Origin of the sequence: Pseudoalteromonas sp. SCQQ13 (genome assembly GCF_015864415.1) — a bacterium.
Lineage (GTDB): Bacteria > Pseudomonadota > Gammaproteobacteria > Enterobacterales > Alteromonadaceae > Pseudoalteromonas > Pseudoalteromonas nigrifaciens.
Window position 1 is genome coordinate 23030 of the sequence record NZ_JADYXG010000002.1, and the last position, 18246, is coordinate 41275.

Here is an 18246-nt window from a genome sequence, read left to right on the forward strand (position 1 = left end):
GGCACCGAGTGAAGATAGACTTTAACTACGCCTTCTGCTTAAATAACCTTGGAATAAATAAATAACTTTATGATGTAAACGGAGATTAAATGACAGATATAAGAGCTGAACTACGTGAGTATTTACTGGGGTGGTTTGGCCAATATTTACCCGCCAACCCTCTTTTATGGTACGACATTTTAGTACTTTGCTGGCTCGCCATTTTTGCCATAATTTTACATTTAATTATCAGAAACTCAGCTAAGCACTTTCTTAAAGGTCGCTTTAGCGAAAGAATTGTTCAGCCTGATGCAAAAACTCCCGCCGATTTAGCATTTAAACTTGCAAAACATATCTCTTTTGTAATTCAAGGTGCGGTTGTCGTTATTCAAGCTAGGCTTTGGATCCCCGAAGGGAGTAGCTTTTTACATATTATTGAAATGGTTACCGACCAATGGATCATTCTCTTCTCTTTACTATCACTGTTTTCGTTGCTCGATATTTTTCAGGTTATTTCTGATAGGCGCGCAGTCAGAGCCCACTTCCCGATACGAGGGTTATTACAAACCATTAAGTTAATTGCCAGTGTATTAACCGGTATTTTAGCTGTGTCGTTATTAATGAATAAATCACCATTAATTTTATTAAGTGGTTTAGGTGCGTTATCAGCCGTTATGCTGTTGGTGTTTAAGGATGCTATTTTAGGTTTAGTGGCAGGTATTCAGCTCTCTGCTAATAATATGTTAGCGGTAGGTGATTGGCTAGAAATGCCCAAGTATGGCGCTGATGGCGATGTAATTGACATTGCACTTACCACGGTAAAGGTAAGAAACTGGGATAAAACCATCACTACAATACCTACGTATGCGCTTATTTCTGATTCATTCAAAAACTGGCGCGGCATGTCGGAATCGGGCGGTCGTAGAATAAAACGTAGTATTCATTTAGAAATGAACAGTGTGCGCTTTTTAAATGAACAAGAGCTCACTGAGCTTAGAAAAGCAAATTTACTAACCAAATATATAGATACCACAATATCATCTATTAGCGCCGAAAACGCTAGCAAAGATATGAGTTGCCTACTTAATGGCCGCCGCTTAACTAACGTCGGTACCTTTAGGCATTATTTAATAGAACTGTTAAAACAACACCCTAAAATCCATCAAAATATGACCCTAATGGTAAGGCAATTAGAGCCAACTAATAAAGGCTTACCTATCGAGATTTACACCTTTACCAACACCACAGTGTGGGCAGAGTACGAAGGTATTCAAGCTGATATTTTTGACCATATACTGGCTATTTTACCGGTGTTTTACCTTAAAGCACATGAGTCGCCAACAGGTAACGATGTGCGATCTTTGTCGATAGGTAAGCTCTAAAATTACGGCTTACTTTATCGTTAGCTCCTATATTAGCGAGTAACACTATAAAACGAGTGTTGCTCGCTAAAATTTATTCACACTTCAAATTACTTTTAATTGCTCCAGTATCCAGCGATGAATTGGGCTTTCACTGGTACGTGGATGCCATGCAGCTATTACTTTAAAAGGCGGCGGCAATGCTTCCACGGTTAGCTCTTGTACTTTATTGTTTGGTAGTAATCGCGCTGGGTAAAACGCGATCATATCGGTTGTATGAAGAATGTTTGGTACTGCCGAAAAGCTAGGTACCGACATAACAATATTGCGTTTAAGGCCCTTTGCTGCAAACCACTGATCGTGAGAACCACGTAAATTGGCACGCGAAGGTGATACCACTAGCTGCGGATAAGCTGCAATTTGTGCCAGTGTTAACGGCTCATTTGTTAGCTTGTTGCCACAACCTGTAACGCATAAATGCTGCTCTTCAAGCAAAGTAACATAAGCTAAGTTATCTGGAATAAATTCAGGAAAACTAATCAGTAAATCAAGCTCGCCCGCCGTAATTAGCTGGTTAACATTATCTGAGGCAAAGTCGCGCACTATTAGTTTTAATCCGGGGGCTTCTCGCCTAGTTATATTAAAAAGCTGCGGTAACAAGGCTTGAGTTGCGTAGTCTGTCGCGCTAATAGTAAATACACCTTTGTATGTTTGCGGTGTAAATACATCGGGCTCTAACAGCATTTCAAGTTGCTTTAAAATATGGCTAATAGGTTGCTGCATAGATAACGCTTTAGGCGTTGGCACCATGCTATTTCCTTGGCGAATAAACAAACGATCGTCAAATAAGTCACGTAGTTTACGCAGTTGCTCGCTAATTGCTTGCTGGGTTAAGCCCATTTTACGTGCAACCTGCGACAAGCTTTTTAAATCAAGCAAGGCATTTAGTACCCTAAGCTGTTTAATATCGAGTCGGTTAATACCATTCATAATTGTATCTAAAACAATAAAGTTTTGTTTCAAATTGTACCCTTAAAGCTCTACGCTTACCAACATTGCTTAAACAGCTAAGCATCAACATACTTTACTTTGTTAATTACGAGGTAATAAGCCACTAAGTTTGCTTTAAGAGAGAGTTTTAATGAATCAATCTATTTCTGATACCAGCTCGTTATTTTCATCTGTAGAACTTGGCCCTTATACACTTAAAAACCGTATAGTAATGCCACCACTTACACGTTCTCGTAGCACCCAACCAGATAATATTCCTAACGACTTAATGGCAACCTATTATGCGCAGCGTGCCAGCGCTGGTTTTATGGTTACCGAAGGCACGCAAATAGAGCCAAGAGGTCAAGGCTATGCATGGACTCCAGGTATACATTCTGCGGCGCAAATTGAAGGTTGGAAAAAAGTAACTCAAGCTGTGCATGCTAAAGGGGGCATTATATTTGCTCAACTGTGGCATGTTGGCCGTGTATCGCACACCAGTTTGCAACCTAATGAAGCCAAGCCAATAGCTCCTTCGGCAATTACAGCTGACAACGTTAAGGTGTTTATTGAAACCGGCCCAGGCCAAGGTGCTTTAAGTGAACCAAGTACACCGCGCGCTTTAAGTACTGATGAAGTGAGCGAGTTAGTTAATATGTATGCGCAAGCAGCAAAAAATGCATTAGAAGCCGGCTTTGACGGCGTTGAACTACATTGTGCTAACGGTTATTTAGTTAATCAATTTATTTCAGAGCACACTAATGTGCGTGACGATCAATACGGCGGATCACTTACTAATCGTCTGCGTTTTTTAAAAGAAATTGTTGCTGCTGTGAGCGCGGTTGTAGGCGCTGATCGCTTAGGCGTTCGCTTTGCACCACTTTTTAGCAGCACAGATGAAACCCGCGTTTATTTGGGTTTGGTCGAGTCTGATCCACAAAATACCTACATAGAAGCGATTAAGGTACTTGAACAAGCAGGTATTGCTTACTTATCGATTGCTGAAGCCGATTGGAATAACGCACCTGATTTACCTGAGCAGTTTTATAAAGCAGCTAGAGCGCAGTTCTCTGGTCGAATTATATATGCAGGAAAATACACGGTAGATAAAGCACTGCGTATTTTAAATAATGGCTACGGTGACTTGTTTGCTTTTGGTCGGCCTTTTATTGCGAACCCCGATTTACCTGAGCGTATTAAACAACAATGGCCTTTAAATGAAGCTGATGCAGCCACTATGTATGGCGGCACAGAGGTTGGTTATAGTGATTATCCATACTATAAAAACATTTAATTTAAGCAGGCCATGGAAGGCCTAATACTCAATATAAAAATCGACATCCTTAATGCAATATCAATAGTTTTCAGCTAAATTTATAACTACTAATACCGTTTGAGTATGTTATGTTTTTGTCTTTATTTAATAAACAAACCGCAGGCCACTGTGTTATATTTTTACTGCTAATCAGTATTAGTAGCTGCGGTGAAAATGACAATACACCAGCAACTTCCTCTAGCCAAGTCGAGCCTGCAATTGCCCCTATTACTACCGGTAACTGGTATAAACCCGCATTGGGGAGCACCTGGCAATGGCAGCTAACTGGCACAATAAATACTAACTACAATGTTAATATTTACGACATAGACCTATTCGATTCCCCAGTACAGTTAATACAAACATTACAAGCTCAAGGTAAGCGGGTTATTTGCTATTTTTCAGCGGGTTCTTATGAATCGTGGCGAAGTGATAAAAGCCAATTTTTAATCAACGAATTAGGTAACTCTTTAGCTAATTGGCAAGGAGAGCGTTGGTTAGATATTCGCTCACCTAATGTGCAAGCAATAATGGCTAGTCGTCTAGATTTAGCAGTACAAAAAGGATGTGATGGCGTAGAGCCCGATAACGTTGACGGCTATATGAATAATTCGGGCTTTAATTTAACTGCAAACGATCAGCTTGTATTTACTCGCTTTATAGCAAATCAGGCGCATACTCGTGGCTTGGCGGTTGGCTTAAAAAACAATCTTCATCAGGTAAATGAGCTGCATAGTTATTTTGATTTTGCAGTAAACGAGCAATGCTACGAGTATCAAGAGTGCGAATTACTCACCCCTTTTATAAATAGCAATAAAGCTGTTTTTCATGTTGAATATAATAGTAAGTATAGTAATGGTAGCGCTGAACTGAACAATATGTGTGATGATGCTATTAATAGGCAATTTAATACACTGGTTTTGCCAATAAACCTAGATGACGAATTTAGGATTAGCTGCTTGTAAAAGCCTTGTTTACTTACCTTTATTTTATAAAGCTAAGCATCTTGATCTTTACTCATAAGATCTACCATTCTTTTTCTGAGCTCTTGCTCATTAATGTCTTCTTTATGAGTGCCAATGGTCCATACGTGGCCAAAAGGATCTTGCAGCGTACCTGCTCTATCACCATAAAACTGATCATGAACGGGGCGTATTTCTTTCGCTCCTAACGCAATGGTTTTTTCAAATACCGTATCTACATCATCAACATACAACATTATGCTTACGGGTGTACCGCCTAGCTCTGTAGGGCTTTTAAAATAAACATCTGGGCACATATCTGAGATCATAATATGTGAATTACCAATTTTAATTTCTGCATGAGCAATGCCGCCTTCAGGCATAGGCATTTGCATAACTAGCTGCGCATCAAAAGCGGCACAATAAAAATCAATTGCTTGTTGCGCACCGTTTATAATTAAATAAGGGGTTATTGAATGATACCCTTTTGGAATAGCTGATACCGCCATGTTGTGCTCCTCGTTATATGCTCTCCTTACAAAGGTTAGTCTAAAGTGGCAAACAATATAAAATAAACACGTATTTATTTATCAATATTAGTGGCACTTATTTGCAAAATTATTAGTAAATTTTGCTAGTATCTACCACTTAATAATATTTACTGATACGCTGCATATTTAAACAAAAGGACTAACATGAAAAAACAAACAACACTTTTTATAGCCACTGCGTTATTCGCACTCGCGGGTTGTTCAACTTCAGTGCCAATTAAAAACTTTGAACAAAACCTTATTCCACAAACATCTAAAATAATTAATAACACAGCAGATGTTGAAACAGGTATTTTAAAAGCCTGCATTCAACTAGGTTGGCAGTGTGCTCCTGTTAGTGAAGGTAAAATAAAGGGAATTCTTAATATTCGTACTCATCAATTAATCGTTAATATTAATTATGACAAAACAGCCTATTCTATCAATTACCAAGATTCGACTAACCTTAATTACAACGGTAGTAAAATACACCGTCAGTATATTAATTGGGTAACTAATTTAATGCGCCATATTGATGCTGAAATGATTTAAACTTTTATATTTGTTTCACTAATACAAAAAAGGAATTGTTATGAGTCACTTAACTATACCAAGTCACTGGAAAATAAAACGCTCCACTCACTTTTTTACTAAAGATAACATTCCAAAAGCGTTACTTACTCACCACAACACAGCCGAGGGTGTGTTTGGCCAAATTTGCGTTATGCAAGGCACTGTTACCTTTTACGGATTTGCAAATGAAGCCGCCACAGAGCCTGAGCAAACTATTGTAATTAACGCGGGGCAATTTGCTACCAGCCCGCCACAATACTGGCATAAAGTAGAGCTAAGCGACGACGCGCAATTTAATATCAACTTTTGGGCCGAAGCCGATACAGGCAATAAAGCCCTGTTTAAAAGTTCACGTATTCATAGCAAACCTATTTTAGATTAATACCACTTAAAATAACTAATTTACGTACAAACAAAAAAGCACCTAACATTTAGTTAAGTGCTTTCATAAATAACGGTGCAATTAATGCCAAATGCACTGCATATTAGCCTTGTTTATGTTTGATCATATCAATCCAATCTTGCGCCCAATTTTCTTTAGAGCACACTTTCGCTATTGATGTTAACCCGTTATATGCCAACGTTTTACTTTGCTGATAGTCATTCAAGCTAGTTGTTAGCGCTTGGGTAAACTCGGCAGTATTAGGCATCACTAATCGACCATTAAAACCATTAATTATAAGATTAGATAAGCCTCCAACGTTACTACTTATAACCATACAACCTGCGGCCATTGCCTCTATCATAGATAACGAAGTACCTTCTGAACCTAGTGTTGGAATAATGGCAATGTGTTGGCGTTTATGTACGCTAAAGCTTTCATTTGGTCCGTACTGCATTAATTTCACTTTTACTTCATTAGCAAATAGTTCTGTTAAATATGGTTTTAATGGCCCATTTCCGGCAAAGCTTACTTGAATATTATATTGCGGTAAAAGCTGCTTAATAATAGGTGCTATTAATTTAATACCACGGTAATCAACAAAACGACGAGCAATAATAATATTTAGTGTTGCGTTATCATCTGACCATTTTTTGGCAAATTCACTTTCGCTAATTTTTTCACTATAAAAGTTATAAATAACCTTCATATGTTGCTGCTCAATATTAAACCAAGTGCGATACCAGTTAACAAAGTTATGATCTACACACACCAAACTGCAATCTGATTTTATATAGGATAAATATTTGTACTGACTTAATAGCGAGGAGCAATATTGTGATATGGCTGATTTTGCTGCGCGAGGTTTATCCCAAGATATACCATGCTGAATCGCTAGCGTTTTATAATCAGGCATTTTTACTGAATAAGAGTCGGTAGCAAAAATAATAATATCGTTATTTTTGTCTGCATTTTCACTGACCCAGTTTGCAAGGGCGATTTTTTTTAAGTTACCGCGATATAAACCGGTAGTAACGCTATGAATAGTGTACTGGGGAGTAGTTAAGGTAAACGCTTTTTTAGCCGGTTGTACTATATGACATGGCCAACCTTGGCGAGTAAAAACATCGCACAAACTTAAGATATAGTTTTCAATGCCACCAATGGTATGCATAGTGCCGTTATGATCAAACATAGCACGGTAAATAATATAAATATTAGGCATCATATATCCTGACAAACTTGTTTAGTTTGCTGCAATTACAGCGATTACTCTTTTGGTAATATAACATTTAGCCATACATCTTTGAAGATATTTACAAACGCTTGCCATCCCTTATAACCAAATATTAGCAATACATAACAATTTCTTCTAAGTCATAGCGAAAGTGTATTTTCTTAAATAAGTTTAAAGCGTTAAAGTGCGCCGCTAAATCACAGCTAATGAAGAGGATATTATGTCGCTTGCTGTACTATTAATGCTGGCATTGTTTGTTGGTCTGTTATTCGCGATTTATCTTTTTTCGCAAAAAAGTAAAACGTTATCACGCACCGTTTTATTTGGCCTAGTACTGGGCAGTGCTTTTGGTTTGGCTTTACAGTTTTTATTTGCCGAACAACCCCAAGTTATTAACCATGTTTTAAGTTGGGTTGCCGTCGTTGGTAAAGGCTATGTTGGGCTATTAAAAATGGTCATTATGCCTTTGGTATTAGTGTTTATGATTGCCGCGGTAGTCAAACTTGAAAACCAAGGCTCTTTAGGTAAGATTTCATTTGTAAGTATTTCTATTTTACTGGTTACCACAGCCCTTGCTGCATTGGTTGGTATTGCGGTTACTTATGGCTTTAACTTAAGCGTAGAAGGATTAGTGGCCGGCACTCGTGAAGCGGCACAAATGACTACTTTAGAGAGTAAAGCGGCTAATGTTACTAACTTAAATGTGCCACAAATGTTGCTTAGCTTTATTCCAGAAAACCCATTTGCCGATTTAAGTAATACACGTTCAACCTCTATTATTGCCGTCGTTATTTTTGGCGTGTTAATAGGCATTGCAGCACGTAAAGTAATGATAGAGCGCAGCGAACTTACAGCGCCTATTCGTACTGGTGTAAACGCTTTACAAGCCACTGTAATGAGCTTAGTTAAAATGGTTATAGCTTTAACGCCTTACGGTGTTGCAGGATTAATGGCGAATGTAGTCGCAAACTCAAGTGGTAACGACATTCTTAATTTATTGGCGTTTATTATCGCCTCTTATGTCGCTATTTTATTAATGTTTGTTGTGCACGGCATACTGTTAAGCCTAGTTGGGGTTAGTCCAAAACATTATTTTACTAAGATTTGGCCAGTAATGACCTTTGCTTTTAGTTCGCGCAGTTCAGCGGCATCAATTCCAATGAACATAGATACACAAGTAAACCAACTTAAAGTTCCCCCAGCTATTGCTAATTTATCAGCCTCTTTTGGTGCTACGATTGGACAAAATGGCTGTGCAGGTATTTACCCTGCAATGCTAGCAATGATGGTTGCACCTAGTGTGGGAATAGACCCGATGACTTTTGAGTTTATTCTACCCTTAATAGGTATTGTAGTGATTAGCTCTTTTGGCATTGCCGGTGTAGGCGGCGGCGCAACTTTTGCTGCGCTAGTGGTATTACCAACAATGGGATTACCCATAGAAATTGTTGCGTTACTTATATCAATAGAACCATTAATTGATATGGCACGTACTGCGCTTAATGTGTCAGGCTCTATTACTTCAGGTGTGATCACCAGTAAAATAATGAAAACGCCACAGTAAGACTAATTAATAATTAAGCCCAGCTTTGCTGGGCTTTTTATACTGCGCTACAGTTATATATAAAACCCGCAAAACAGCCCATAATCAACCACTTCTCTGCTCATCTAGCATGCTCAAAACCCTACCAACAAGCATTTTAGTTATGTAAACATATGTAAAGCTTTGTGTAATTACTGCCGCTATCAGTTGCTATTCAGTTTCAGGCTCTAATATCGGTTATGTATAAAAAACATAAGCGAGACATTACTATGAAACAAATAACTGTGAAACTAACACCTATAAAGCTAAACACTATTAACTTAACTGTTTTGTTAGCAGTGTTTTTAACACTTACTATGCTCTCAAGTAACGCCTTTGCAAATCCGCAAAATGTACATAACAAACACCATAAACCAGGTAAAGTGATACGTCATATTCCTAGTAATAGTGTATCGGTACGTTTTAATGGTGCAGTATTTAATACCCATAATGGCACTTACTATCGTAAACACAGCAGAGGCTATCGAGAGGTAATGCCACCAAGAGGTTTACATATTAGATCACTGCCTAGATACCACTCACGTTTAAGGCATCGCAATAACACTTATTATACCTATCAAAATGTATATTATATTGCCGAAAATAACGGCTACACAGTAGTAGATACGCCTAAAATACAGGTTAACCGAGCAATCAAAGTAAATAACAGCAACAATTATAAGCTTGGGCTGTTTTACGACTCGCTACCAACGGCAGCAAAGCCCGTAACTATTAGCTCGGTGCAGTACTTTAAATATGATGACATTTATTTTTTACCGCAAGTTAGTGATGATGTAATTAAATATCTCGCTGTTAAACTCAATTAATACTGTCTTTATCTGTCGCAAATAAAAACCTAAATAAGGGCATAGCATTTTATCTTGCTATCAAGCTACTTCGCTCCTATAGTCAGCAGATTATAGGCCTTTATTTTGAACAAACTTGTTATGAAAACTAGCACTCCAGCTCGTGATTTTGGTGAACTATTAGGTTACGCACCTGGTAATGTTGCTGTTTACTCGTCTGACTATGACTCTGCCGACGAAAGCATTTACCCTAACCGCAGTGCCTATCGCAGTTATTTAGATGGCATTTATATGGGTTATAAATGGCAGTGCGTTGAATTTGCTAGGCGCTGGATGTATCTCAATCATGGTTATATTTTTGATGACATAGCCATGGCTTACGATATTTTTGAGCTACGCTCAGTACGTGAAGTTAACAGCCAAAATAGACTTCCCTTACAAGCATTTAAAAATGGCGCAAAGCATCACCCTCAAGTTGGTAGTTTACTTATTTGGGAAGAAGGTGGTGAGTTTGAAGAAACCGGCCATGTTGCCATTGTAGTAGAAGTTCACCCTGATAAAATTCGTCTTGCTGAGCAAAATGTTGGCCATCAAACATGGCCACAAGGTCAAAATTGGTGCCGCGAGCTTAAAGCTAAAATAACCAAAGATGGCGACTATTGGATTGAATGCTCTTATAACGATGCAACTATTTTAGGCTGGATGACCCAAACTGATCAAATTGAACACGCAGAACCTACCACTGAAATAAACACCGATTTATTTACAATAAAATCTAATTACATTGCCGATACAGGCCAAGCTGCAAAGTCATGGTTAAATATTGCTAATGATGACGAAGCCGCCTATGTAGACATGATGCAAGGCCACAAGCTTACCTCCAATGCAGAGGATCAACATAGCTACTTTACTATTTCACACACAACCCAACAAGTCATTGAGCACGCCACTAATGAGCTGCATGGCTTATTTATGCATGCCACCGATTATGTGTTACAGCACCCTGAGCTATTAAAAAAGTTTAATTTACCTGAAGTAGTACTCAATAAAATTCGTCAATCGTGGGATAACCGCTTAAATCAATTGATCACCAGTCGCTTTGACTTTGCACTAACCCCCGCAGGCTTAAAAGTGTATGAATACAACTGCGACTCCGCTTCGTGTTATATGGAAAGCGGTAAAGTTCAGGGTAAATGGGCAAAGCACTTTGGGGTTAAAACGGGTATTGATGCAGGCCAAGACTTATTTAAAGACTTAGTAAAAGCATGGCGAAAAAGTGAAGTAAAAGGTTTAGTTCATATTCTTCAAGATGACGAGCCAGAAGAGCATTACCACGCTTTATTTATGAAAGAAACAATTGCGGCAGCAGGTTTTGAGTGCAAAATTATTATTGGTTTAAATACTCTGTCTTGGGATGCCTTTGGCAATATTATTGATGCCGATGGCAATAAACTTAATTATGTATGGAAAACCTGGTCGTGGGAAACTGCACTTGAGCAAATTCGTGAAGAATGCGAGGCTGATCAAGCTCAAAATCATAATTTTGAGCCGCAATGGCAAGCAGGAGCAACCCCGCGGTTGGCTGATGTATTATTGCGTAAAAATGTCATGGTTTTTGAACCACTATGGACACTGATCCCCAGTAATAAAGCAATCTTACCGGTGCTGTGGAGTTTATTTCCTAATCATAAATATTTGCTCAATACCGCGTTTGAGCTCAGTGATGAATTATTACAAACCGGCTATGTAGTAAAACCCATTGTTGGCCGCTGCGGAGCAAATATTCAACTAGTCGATCAGCAACAACAAACCATTGAGGAAACCGCCGGACACTTTGCATCCCAAGAGCAAATATATCAGCAATTATTTGCGCTACCAAAAGTAGACGATTACTTTGTACAAATATGCAGTTTTACCACAGCAGGAAAATATTCTGGTGCGGGTGTGCGAGTCGATAAAAGCATGATTATTAATGGCAATAGTGACTGTATGGCACTGCGGATTGAATAACTCGTCAAATTAATAAACAATACTTTGCGGGCTTAGTTTTAGGGCTTAGCATTAAATATAATAGCTAAGCCCTTTAGCTATTATATTTATTACACTGTGCATAATTTACAAAAAAGTGCATAGTTTTCAAATATGTAATATTTAACATCATTCTTCCCCTCATATTGAAAACCCTATCTGATTGTATATAAACAACTTTATTTAAAATCCCTTCTCGGCATGGTGATTGCTTTAAATAAAGTAAAGTATGTTCATATAGTAATTAATAGGCAAAATAATTAAGTAGGAGAAATTATGAGTAATAGTAACAAAACAGCTAAATTTACCGCTCCAGGTATGAGTAACGATTCAGCAGAAAAAACTATCTCTACACTCGACAATCGTATGGTTGCGCTAATTGACTTACAACTTACCCTTAAACATATTCACTGGAACGTAGTTGGCCCTAATTTTATTGGCGTGCATGAAATGCTAGACCCACAAGTTGCGGTTGTACGCGAAATGACAGACACCATTGCTGAGCGCATCGCAACGCTAGGTGGAGTACCTGTTGGTACGCCAAAATCAATTGTTGATCGCCGTACATGGGACGAGTACTCAATTGGTAAAGCCCTCGTTACCGAGCATTTAACTGCACTCGATAATGTATATAGCGGTATTAATAGCGATCATCGTAAAGCCATAGATACGCTTGCTGATCTTGATCCGGTTTCTGAGGATATGATCACCAGCCAACTAGCCGAGCTAGAGCAATTTCAATGGTTTATTCGTGCTCACCTTGAATCATCAACAGGTGAACTACAAAAGTAGGTGCACTATTATAACTGGCATACATAGCTAAATATTTATTGTTAGTTAATAATTTAAAATTAAGAAAAGCCCGCATTATTAATAATGCGGGCTTTTTAAGTGCTAATAACTTACTAAAATAATAACCTACTAAAATAATTGCACATCATACATAGCAAAGTATCTACATTTTGCTCTTAAAAAGTTTACCCCCAAGTAGCCATTAAATAATGTCACGCTCAGCAAGTGCATAAAAAAGAACTTCCCCCGATTAACCCCTCGTACATCTGCATTTAAATTTTATACTATTATTACCAGTCGATATTTTATTTATATTAGCAACTAAATTGGTTAACCAACTACATTTTAAACTTAAAATAAAAACTACAAAGCCATTACCAGTAAGTAATTTACATTTCTTATTTTAAATAAACGCCTCATACACCCTCAGTAAGTTAATTTCTTTTTATCGCCTTGGTACTTATCAGCACTTTCTTATCTAAAACAATGAATTTTTTTATAGGTTAAAACCCCAATCTTCCCAAATAAGTAAGGTTAAACTCACCTTGCTTTTAAAAATTATAATTAATAAATAGCAATAACAAACCTATATACCAACATTAAATTAAACTTTTTAACTGCGATTACAAAATAAATTAAAAACATAACTTGTTAAATTTGTTAAATATTAAACAAAAAGAAACCAAAATTGTAATACCAAATTCACATTACTGGTAAACAAAGCTTGAAATTAAAACTTAATTGGACTAATTTTAACCACACTTTACGCATTACCAAAAAAAAGTAAAACGCTGAAAAATTGGTAAACCAAAGCGCATCATCAACACACAATTACCCAAACGGGAGAGATACATGAAGCTTAATCGAATTACTTCCTCACTAATCAATAAACAACATAAAAGTAATCCTGCACTTATTAGCGCGGCCGCACTTATTTTAATGACATCATCTACTTTAGCTGCACAAGAGTCTGAAAACACCTCAGCCACAGCAGATAAAAACATAGAGGTTATTGAAGTAAAAGGAATTCTTAACAGTATGAAAGCAGCTGCAATGCTTAAACGTACTGACGGTCGTATTGTTGATGCTGTTGTTGCTGAAGACATTGGTAAATTACCAGACAATAATATTGCCGAAGCCCTGCAACGTATTACTGGTGTATCTATTAATTCTGACTTTGGTGTGGGTGATAGTGTTTCGATTCGTGGTTTACCGCAAAACCGGGTTGAATTAAATGGTCGCTCTACTATTGGCGATTCTCGTGATGGCATTAGCCTTCAAGATTTTCCATCAAGTTTCTTAAAAACAGTAGAAGTTGTTAAGTCGCCAACTGCCGATATGATTGAAGGCGCACTGGGTGGTACGGTTAGTTTAAGAACGGTTCGCCCATTAGAATTAGATAAACTAACAGCGGCCATGTCATTAGATGCAGAATATGCAGATAAAACCGAAAACGTAGCGCCTATTTTCAGTGGATCTGTTGGTAATAATTGGGATTTTGATGAAATGGGCACGTTTGGTGCCATTGCTATGTTTTCATATCAAGATCGCGAAATTCGCCAAGACGAAACGTCTAGCCGCGTAAAACCTCAAGACATAGTAATTAACGCTCAAGAAGGAAACACACCAAGCGGTAACGCCATCGTCAGAGATGAGCACAGTATTGAGCAATATGTAGAGAAACGTGAACGTACTGCTGTAAATTTATCACTTCAGTGGGCACCACACTCGGGTAATGGCATGGTATACCTTGATTTAAGTGGTACTAAGCGCTCTGGTGAGCAAGCTGGTAACTCTATTTTAGGTGTAGCAGGTTCACTATCAACAGATGCAAACACCACACAAGACGCTAACGGCGTAAATAACTATACGTTAACTAACGAATTTGGTATTCCTAAAACATACAGTGATTTTCGTGATACTGACTCGTTTTCAAATGCACTTGGTGCAGAATGGAGTCTTACCGATAGCATCAAAATTTCTGGTGAAGTTGCTGTTGCATCCTCTGAAAGCATAAGACCAGACTCAGAATTTACATTGCGTCCAATCGAAAAATCGACGTTTGAAGCCAGTGGCGGTGTTGATTTAGTAAACCATTTATATGATGGCGCATTTTCACAAGACGGTAATCGCTTACCAAGCATTATACACTCAGATCCAACTGCATTTACTAATCCACAAAACTTAGCATTAAGAACATTCAAAAGTGAAGATAGAAAAACCAATAATGATGAAACAGCGGTTCGTTTTGATATTGAAATGTTTGAGCCGTTAAGCAGTGCAAACTGGATCTCTAAAGTAAAAGCAGGTGTTCGCGCTACTAAACGTGATTACGAATATGAACAATACAAAGTAGAAATTAAAGATATTTATAAAAACGCTATTAACGACTCAGATGGGTCATTAGCAACTTTATGGGCCGATGATTATAACGCGCTGTTCCCTGGCAGCTTTACAACTATGAGCCACGATAACTCTTTTAATCAACTGGGTCACTCTGGTCAAAACGATCTATTAACATTCCTTACTTATAATGGCTTATCTAACCCAAGTAATACGTATGCTCAATTACAACAACTATTAGCAGGCACTAATTTAGCGTCTACTGGGAGCTTACACGACAATCAAGAGTTTCAAGAAAGCGCATACAAAAATGTAGTTGAAGACACCGCTGCAATTTATATATCGGCTTATTTAGATTTTGATAGCGTTACAGCCATTGTGGGCGCTCGTTATGTAACAACAGATCTTGAGTCAAGTGTTTACCAAAACGGTGTAAAAGTGACGGGTGAAAATGATTACACCGACTTTTTACCTAGCTTAAACGTGACATATAACTATTCAGACGAAACACTATTTCGCTTTGCTGCGGCAAAAGTTATGCGCAGAGCCGACTTTAGCGAGCTAAGCCCTGCATTTGACGTAAATAACGACCGAACCGGTGCAACTCAAGGAGCTATTGATTTAGAACCATACCGCGCAACCCAATACGACTTATCTGTAGAGCATTACTTTGACGAAGGTAACGTATTGTCTTTTGCACTATTTTATAAAGATGTTAAGTCATTTTTAAGCAACGAAAGCACGTGTGTTGCCTCATCAACTACCGCTGCACTGCAAAACGTAACACAGTGGAACCAAGTATGTCAGCTTGATACTGCCGGCGTATCTCAAGATAATATGGTTTACTCTGATGCAACTAACTATCCTGTAGATGCTGATGGTTTTAATCACGTTGCGGGCCTTAGAGATGCAGGACTTACCGGCATCGATACCGTTAAAAACATTAACGGTGAAAACGGCTCTGTTCAAGGTTTTGAAGTAGGTTACCAGCAGTTCTTTACAAGCCTGCCGGGTGCGTTTTCTGGTTTAGGTATTAATGCAAACTACACCTACGCAGACAGCGAACAGCCAAACGGCAACCCACTATTAGACATTTCTAAAAACACTTATAACTTACAAGTATTTTGGGAACACGAAGGTTTCTCTACTCGCCTTGCTTATAACTACCGTGACGGTTTCTTAAGTACTGAAAACGAAAAACGCGTAGAAAACATTAACTCTAACGGCAGCATTTCACAAGACGGTACTGTTTATGGTAATAACTACCGCGATGACAGAGGCCAATTAGACTTTTCTGCAAGTTGGGACATAAACGAAAACTTTACCCTAGTAGGTAACGCAACAAACTTAACCGGTGAACCTTCAATCTACCTATCTGAACTAGGCGGTGCTTGGAAGTACACTGAGGCGGATCGCCGTTATAGCTTAGGCATTCGCGCTAAATTTTAATTTTCCCTGAAGGCTAAAGCCTGCTTTTATGCAGGCTTTTTTATGCCTAAATAAAAGTAGCTTTATATTGCATAAAAAACCCACTCCCTAGCTATACTTATCTTAATATAAAACTTAATATCAAAGAGCAATTACTATTAATAAGGAAAGGTAGTGCTGTCGCGTTTATATAATTTTATGCCGGGTTTAAATACTTTACTTCATTATGAACGACAATGGTTTGCTGATGATTTAAGAGCGGCATTATCGGTTGCCGCCGTGGCGCTACCCGTTGCTATTGCTTATGCACAGTTAACTGGTGTTAATGCTGCAGTTGGGCTGTATTCCTGCATACTACCCATGATGCTATATGCACTTTTTGGCACCTCAAAACAATTAATAGTTGGCCCCGATGCAGCAACCTGTGCAGTTATAGCTGCAGTAGTTACCCCGCTTGCCGCAGGCGACAGTTTTAAGCACTGGCAGCTAGTTGTAACCATGACCGCCATGACCGGTTTTTGGTGTTTTATAGCCAGTAAATTTAAATTAGGTGTATTAGCAGACTTTTTATCTAAGCCTATTTTAATGGGCTTATTAAACGGTGTAGCCATAACTATCATTGTGGGTCAGTTTTCTAAAGTATTTGGTTTTACCTTTGATGAAAGATACCTACTTGAACGCTTAGGGGGGGTACCCACTTATTTATCACAAACCCATATTCCCACTTTATTAATGGCCTTATTTACTGTGGTTATTTACTTTGTTATGAAACGACTAAAGCCTACATGGCCCGCATCAATGTTTGCCATTACCTTGGGCGCAATATTAGTGTGGTTTTTTAATTTAGAGCAATTTAATATTAAAACCATAGGCACAGTAACCGGCGGACTGCCGGTATTTAACACCCCTGTATTTGATATTGGTATTATTCGTGAACTAGTTGTGCCGGCACTTAACTTAGCCATAGTGAGCTTTGTAAGTATGATGCTAACAGCGCGTAGTTTTGCCGCAAAAAATGGCTACGACATAGATGCAGATAAAGAGTTTAGAGCCCTAGGTATTGCCAACTTCGCCTCTGCGTTGTCGCAAGGCTTTGCCGTAAGTGGCGCCGACTCTCGCACCGCAGTTAACGACGCTAATGGCGGTAAAACGCAATTAGTGTCGATTATAGCCGCCACTATTATTGCTATTATTGCTATTTTTTTAACCGCCCCGCTCGAGTTTATACCTAGCGCAGCACTCGGCGTGGTACTTATTATTGCCTCTGTGCATTTGTTAGATTTAAAAGCGGTATGGCAACTAAAGTTTAAAGATAAGCAGGCGTTTTACCTTGCCTTAGCCACCTTGTTTGCAGTGCTGTTTATTGGTGTTATTCCGGGTATTACGCTTGCTGTATTACTGGGTTTATTTCAATTTATTCGCACCGTAATGCGCCCTACCGACAACATATTAGGCGTAGATATAAAAGGCGTGGTAAGAAGCTTAGATGCCACCGATAAAGCAAAAGCCGTGCAAGGGGTATTTATTTACCGCTTTAATTCGCCATTAACTTACTTTAATGCCAGTTACTTTAAACGCAGATTACTTGAGCAATACGCAAAACAAAAAGACGATACCCAATGCGTTATTATTGATGCCGTACCTTGCTTTACCCATTTAGATTTAAGCGTTATGGCCATGCTTGCCGATTTAGACGTTATATTTAAAAAGCGTGGCATTAGCCTTGAGCTAGCAGGTAGAAAACGCCAGCTTCTATCGTGGTTTGAAATTGCCGGAATGGTATCGGGTAAAAATGGCATTTATGTTCACTCCGATCTATATGTTGCGCTACAAAAAAATAGCGTAAGCCAGCCTACCGACGAAGTCGCCTTATTTGAAGCTCATACCAATGAGGCAAAACCCGAGCCGCTATAAACGCAAAAAGGCTTACAACACATA

14 protein-coding genes are annotated in these 18246 nt (G+C 38.6%); 11 read left to right on the forward strand and 3 right to left on the reverse strand.

Going from position 1 to position 18246, the window contains the following annotated elements:
* The first annotated feature begins 89 nt into the window (after nucleotides 1-89).
* A complete protein-coding gene (locus tag I6F41_RS01800; protein WP_011329094.1) occupies nucleotides 90-1361 on the forward strand; it encodes a mechanosensitive ion channel family protein in 1272 nt (423 codons plus the stop codon).
* Between the two features lie 84 nt (nucleotides 1362-1445).
* Here the strand turns inward: I6F41_RS01800 and I6F41_RS01805 are convergent, their stop codons facing one another.
* Nucleotides 1446-2363 (reverse strand): LysR family transcriptional regulator, encoded by a 918-nt coding sequence (locus tag I6F41_RS01805; protein ID WP_197107643.1) that lies wholly within the window; start codon nucleotides 2361-2363, stop codon nucleotides 1446-1448.
* Nucleotides 2364-2481: 118 nt separating this feature from the next.
* Here I6F41_RS01805 and I6F41_RS01810 point away from each other — a divergent pair, with 118 nt between their 5' ends.
* Nucleotides 2482-3624 (forward strand): alkene reductase, encoded by a 1143-nt coding sequence (locus I6F41_RS01810; RefSeq protein WP_182683945.1) that lies wholly within the window; start codon nucleotides 2482-2484, stop codon nucleotides 3622-3624.
* Between the two features lie 110 nt (nucleotides 3625-3734).
* Nucleotides 3735-4610 (forward strand): endo alpha-1,4 polygalactosaminidase, encoded by an 876-nt coding sequence (locus I6F41_RS01815; RefSeq protein ID WP_182683944.1) that lies wholly within the window; start codon nucleotides 3735-3737, stop codon nucleotides 4608-4610.
* Nucleotides 4611-4642: 32 nt separating this feature from the next.
* On the opposite strand, the gene I6F41_RS01820 is transcribed toward I6F41_RS01815, so the two are convergent.
* Nucleotides 4643-5116: a VOC family protein gene (locus I6F41_RS01820; protein ID WP_182683943.1), complete on the reverse strand. Its 474-nt coding sequence runs from the start codon at nucleotides 5114-5116 to the stop codon at nucleotides 4643-4645.
* A 186-nt stretch (nucleotides 5117-5302) separates the two neighbouring features.
* Here I6F41_RS01820 and I6F41_RS01825 point away from each other — a divergent pair, with 186 nt between their 5' ends.
* Together I6F41_RS01825 and I6F41_RS01830 are read left to right on the forward strand one after the other, a co-directional pair.
* On the forward strand, nucleotides 5303-5689 hold the full coding sequence (locus I6F41_RS01825; protein WP_011329099.1) for a lipoprotein: 387 nt from the start codon (nucleotides 5303-5305) through the stop codon (nucleotides 5687-5689).
* 40 nt (nucleotides 5690-5729) lie between these two features.
* On the forward strand, nucleotides 5730-6092 hold the full coding sequence (locus tag I6F41_RS01830) for a DUF1971 domain-containing protein (protein WP_089368711.1): 363 nt from the start codon (nucleotides 5730-5732) through the stop codon (nucleotides 6090-6092).
* A 103-nt stretch (nucleotides 6093-6195) separates the two neighbouring features.
* On the opposite strand, the gene I6F41_RS01835 is transcribed toward I6F41_RS01830, so the two are convergent.
* A complete protein-coding gene (locus I6F41_RS01835; protein WP_231613350.1) occupies nucleotides 6196-7320 on the reverse strand; it encodes a glycosyltransferase family 4 protein in 1125 nt (374 codons plus the stop codon).
* 229 nt (nucleotides 7321-7549) lie between these two features.
* Between I6F41_RS01835 and I6F41_RS01840 the strand changes: the two genes are divergently transcribed.
* From I6F41_RS01840 to I6F41_RS01865, 6 genes are all read left to right on the forward strand, one after another.
* A complete protein-coding gene (locus I6F41_RS01840) occupies nucleotides 7550-8893 on the forward strand; it encodes an L-cystine transporter (RefSeq protein ID WP_182683942.1) in 1344 nt (447 codons plus the stop codon).
* A 248-nt stretch (nucleotides 8894-9141) separates the two neighbouring features.
* Nucleotides 9142-9738, forward strand: coding sequence for a DUF6515 family protein (locus tag I6F41_RS01845; protein WP_011329103.1), 597 nt, complete (start codon nucleotides 9142-9144; stop codon nucleotides 9736-9738).
* A gap of 120 nt (nucleotides 9739-9858) precedes the next feature.
* Nucleotides 9859-11727 carry a bifunctional glutathionylspermidine amidase/synthase gene (gss, locus tag I6F41_RS01850; RefSeq protein WP_182683956.1) on the forward strand — a complete coding sequence of 623 codons (1869 nt, stop codon included), beginning with the start codon at nucleotides 9859-9861 and terminating at the stop codon, nucleotides 11725-11727.
* 294 nt (nucleotides 11728-12021) lie between these two features.
* Nucleotides 12022-12537, forward strand: a complete 516-nt coding sequence (dps, locus tag I6F41_RS01855) for a DNA starvation/stationary phase protection protein Dps (RefSeq protein ID WP_182683941.1) — start codon at nucleotides 12022-12024, stop codon at nucleotides 12535-12537.
* Nucleotides 12538-13389: 852 nt separating this feature from the next.
* Nucleotides 13390-16329 (forward strand): TonB-dependent receptor, encoded by a 2940-nt coding sequence (locus tag I6F41_RS01860; protein ID WP_011329106.1) that lies wholly within the window; start codon nucleotides 13390-13392, stop codon nucleotides 16327-16329.
* A gap of 153 nt (nucleotides 16330-16482) precedes the next feature.
* On the forward strand, nucleotides 16483-18222 hold the full coding sequence (locus tag I6F41_RS01865) for a SulP family inorganic anion transporter (protein WP_011329107.1): 1740 nt from the start codon (nucleotides 16483-16485) through the stop codon (nucleotides 18220-18222).
* The last annotated feature ends 24 nt before the right edge of the window (nucleotides 18223-18246 follow it).